Below are 3,889 nucleotides of genomic sequence, written 5' to 3'. Positions count from 1 at the left end.
CAGGATCAGCCGAAGGGTGGCCGGTGGCATGGGAAAAAACAACAATGTCCTCTATCCTGTTCCAATCAGTGAGTGGTCGGAAGATGACCGCCCCCGGGAAAAACTTCTCAAATACGGGGAGCATGCCCTCAGCAACGCGGAGCTTCTGGCCATCCTGATCAGGACCGGAACGCCCGGCAGGAGCGCCGTCGATATCGGCAGGGAGATTCTGCACCGGTTCAAATCGCTCCGCGCGATGAGCAGCGTCGATGTCTCGGAATTCAGGAAGATCAACGGCCTCAAGAATGCGAAAATCGCGCAGATCAAGGCGGCCATCGAACTGGGCCGGCGGATGCTCAGCGAGGAGAAGGAGCTCACGGATCCGATCAAGCATTCCTCCGATGTGGCGAACCTGCTGATGCCGCTGATGAGGGATCTGAAGAAGGAGCGTTTCGTCCTGCTCCTCCTCGACGGAAGAAACGCCGTATCAGATATGATAGATATCGACTACGGCACCGTCGACAGGGCGAACCCCTATATCCGCGACATCATCCAAACAGCTATCAGGAACAACGCGCCGTCGTTCATCGTTGCCCACAACCATCCCTCCGGCGCCACGACCCCGAGCGAAAACGACAAGGCCTTCACCCGAAGCCTGATGATGGCCGCGAAGGCAACGGGCATCAATTTTTTCGATCACATCATCATCGGAAATGACTGCTACTTCAGCTTTGCGGACAAGGGATTTATCGGAGAGTACGAAACGAAGGCGATCAGAGAGCTGTGACTATTAAATCAATCCATTTGATATTCTCTCTTTCACCCACAAAGAGTAAGCGTAATAATTATCTACTACGCGGTGTAATTAACAAGAGCGCAAATGCTGCACAAAACATGTAAAAAGGGTTAGACGCCTTACACTAGTAAGATTTTCTGAATTTTGTTCCCCGGCATTTATGACAGGGCGGAATATGGCCAGTATTTAGTATTTTCATACTGTTTCCGCATTCCCTGCACGTCATGGTTCCCGGAGTTGTCATCTCCCCCGTTTTGTAATCCAGCCCCACTTCAAGCTTGCTTCCCCACTCTTCTAACGTACCACCAACCGTGTCCAGTATCTTGGCCAGGATACTCTGGGCACCTGCTGCCACCCGATGGGGCTCGAGCATCTCAAGGGCCGTTTTTCCCATTTTTGAAGCGGCATCGCCGGTGGCTTGAAGATCACGTATCAAAAAAGTCTTTAACCGCTCTCCCTGCTCACTTCCGAACTCACCCGCCGCAATCATCTCTGCCTTTGCCTTCTCAATGGCCGCTTCAGCCGTCTCGGCTGTTTTATCTCGCGCCTCCTCAATAAGTTCCTTCGACCTTAAAGCCAATTTTTCGTACAGACCGACCTCTTTCCGTTCCTCTACGTTTCCCTGCTTTTCAGTCATGTCAAACCTCCTTGACGAATTCACAAGATCCTTGCCTGATGCCATCTGAGTTTTCGAATAGATTGTACTGAAGTTTAACATAATTTGAACATAATGCAACATGCGTATTGACCCAGAACGGATGTTACCCAACGGGTGATTTTGGTATGGGAATGCGGCTGATTACAGCGGGGAAAGCCATGACAGATATTGTCTTGCCTATCCTGCGGCAAATCTTGCACCCTTCACCTACAAAGGCTCAGATATCTTTCAAAAGAAAATCAATAATTACCGATTGAAAGTCTCACTGTAATATTCCTTGACAAGATACTATAACGGGGTTAGTGGTTTAGCATATTTTTGATCTTGAACGATTCATATGTGCTTTTGAACAGCTGTGACCGAGGGGGGATTAAGTCATCTAAAGCCCTGTTTCTCGAAATGAGAGATAGGGCTTTTTTATTCAAAGAGTCGTTTGAACGAAAGGTGGTACAAAAAACAAGGCCAGATTCTAGATCTTTCTTGCTGTAGCCAATACTTCAGGGTGTGATACAGTTTCTGTATAACACACCCTCATAAATAATAGTTAGGTGAAACAACCAATAGAAGGAGATATCTATGGAACCATACGTTACACAGGAAACCATTTCAGCTAAAGGGAAAAAATGGTTGGAACACATTGCTCCATTCAATATACATACAATGCACCTCAACAGGGATAAAGTCGCACTACTTGTGATTGATATGCAGCATTTTTTCCTGGATCCTGCTTCCCCCACATTTGCTTGTGGTGGCTTCGCTATTCTCCCAAACTTGAAAAAGACAATTCATGCATTCCGACAAGCAGGGAGTCCTGTGATTTTTACAAGGCACGTGCATCATCCTGATGGTCTCGATGCCGGAATCATGGGTTGGTGGTGGGAAGGCATGTGTCTGGAGGGAAGCCTGGAAAGTGAAATCCATCAAGATATTTCTCCTAAACGCAATGAAAAGGTTATTTCCAAACACCGTTACTCGGCTTTTTACAATACTGACTTAGAAACAGTATTACGCTGTCTGCAGGTTGAAGATATCGTTATTACAGGGACAATGACCAATATGTGTTGCGAATCTACGGCTCGCGATGCCTACTATCGAGATTACCGGGTATTTTTTCTCGCTGATGGAACTGGAAGCATCACCGAGGAAATGCATCTAGCGAGCCTGCTTAATCTTGCCTTTGGCTTCTCATGGGTGACAGACGTTGACACAGTTGTGGCTCAATTGCGTGAAGAAACTTCGCCTAGCAATTCGATCAAGCTGGCGCGCTGAAGCGAGCCGATGAGCTCAAACGTTGCTGATTAACAAAAGAAATATACAACAACTCGACCCAAATTGGTTTCCTCGATTACAGGAAGAACACCACGGAAAAAGACATAATAGATGTTGTCTTGCCTATCCTGCGACAAATCTTGCACCCTTCACCTACAACTCAACAAAATTGTTTGGGGAGATAATCGATGATTACCGATTGAAAGTTTTACTGTAATAGTTCTTGACAAGATATCACAATGGAGCTAGTGGGTTAACATACTCTATTATTTAGGTTTTTATCAGGAGTCCTATAAAGACTGTTAGCAGTGAAAGAATAGAAATGGAGTCAAGTATATGCCAAGTATGCCATCATTTAGCGTTTTACACAGTTTGGTTAAGGATATTAAAAAATCATACTCACTCAAAACGCCTGGGCTTGCATTCGATAGGGTTGCTCTGGAATTACTTTTAAAACTGAATGAAGATGACATTGAAAATTCATTAACTGACGGCGAGGGTGATGGAGGCATTGATGCTATATATATTCAAAATCGAGATGTTCATATATTCAACATGAAGTACACAGATGATTTTGACAAGACATCAAAGAATTTTCCTGGCACTGAAATAGACAAACTAATTTCAACACTACAATCGTTGATCTCCGGCAACCTTCTTCGCGATTATGTTAATGAATTAGTATTTGAAAAATACGAAGAAATTAAATCATCACTCTATGAAGGCCCAGTATATTTTCACATTCATTTAGCATCCAACAAAGAATATCCGGTTGATTCAGCGAAGCAAAAACTTGTAAATTCTTTATCACAGTTTAAATTTATTGATTTTTACTATCACAATCTTGAAGACCTAGTTGAGATCATTCTAGAAAATCAAACAAAAAAAATTGATGGTCATTTAACACTATTAGATAGGAATCATTTTGAAAAATTAGATGGTAACATTCATACTATCATCGGAGTTGTAGCTGCATTAGACCTAATAAACCTTATCAAAGATAAAGACGATGAATCAAAAGTTAATCAGTTCATATTGAATGAAAATGGCTCCTCGCTGAAATGTATGGGTAATCCGGTCCGGAGCATGATAGAGATCTGTCATCAAAGGAAAGAAGGAGGTTGATACGGATCATCATGAGAGACACGAATTTATTTCAGTTGGCATTGGGTTTGACGTCGCCATGG

Annotated in this window: 4 protein-coding genes; 3 read left to right on the top strand and 1 reads right to left on the bottom strand. The window is 43.9% G+C overall.

Translation table 11 applies throughout. The features are described from left to right. A partial coding sequence (gene radC, locus Q7J27_10430) for a DNA repair protein RadC (protein ID MDO9529559.1) occupies nucleotides 1–766 on the top strand: 766 nt, incomplete at its 5' end. A 133-nt stretch (nucleotides 767–899) separates the two neighbouring features. On the opposite strand, the gene Q7J27_10425 is transcribed toward radC, so the two are convergent. Beyond that, nucleotides 900–1,412, bottom strand: a complete 513-nt coding sequence (locus Q7J27_10425) for a hypothetical protein (protein ID MDO9529558.1) — start codon at nucleotides 1,410–1,412, stop codon at nucleotides 900–902. A 597-nt stretch (nucleotides 1,413–2,009) separates the two neighbouring features. Here Q7J27_10425 and Q7J27_10420 point away from each other — a divergent pair. After that, complete coding sequence (locus Q7J27_10420; GenBank protein MDO9529557.1) at nucleotides 2,010–2,702, top strand: isochorismatase family protein; 693 nt, start codon at nucleotides 2,010–2,012, stop codon at nucleotides 2,700–2,702. A gap of 336 nt (nucleotides 2,703–3,038) precedes the next feature. After that, nucleotides 3,039–3,827, top strand: a complete 789-nt coding sequence (locus tag Q7J27_10415) for a hypothetical protein (protein MDO9529556.1) — start codon at nucleotides 3,039–3,041, stop codon at nucleotides 3,825–3,827. The last annotated feature ends 62 nt before the right edge of the window (nucleotides 3,828–3,889 follow it).

It is taken from the genome of Syntrophales bacterium (genome assembly GCA_030655775.1).
Lineage (GTDB): Bacteria > Desulfobacterota > Syntrophia > Syntrophales > JADFWA01 > JAUSPI01.
This window is presented reverse-complemented; position numbering and strand designations above follow the sequence as displayed.

Bases quoted from the DNA above. Each gene is read 5' to 3' on its own strand.
- Q7J27_10420 (MDO9529557.1), top strand. From the start codon at position 2,010: ATGGAACCATACGTTACACAGGAAACCATTTCAGCTAAAGGGAAAAAA.
- Q7J27_10425 (MDO9529558.1), bottom strand. From the start codon at position 1,412: ATGACTGAAAAGCAGGGAAACGTAGAGGAACGGAAAGAGGTCGGTCTG.
- Q7J27_10415 (MDO9529556.1), top strand. From the start codon at position 3,039: ATGCCAAGTATGCCATCATTTAGCGTTTTACACAGTTTGGTTAAGGAT.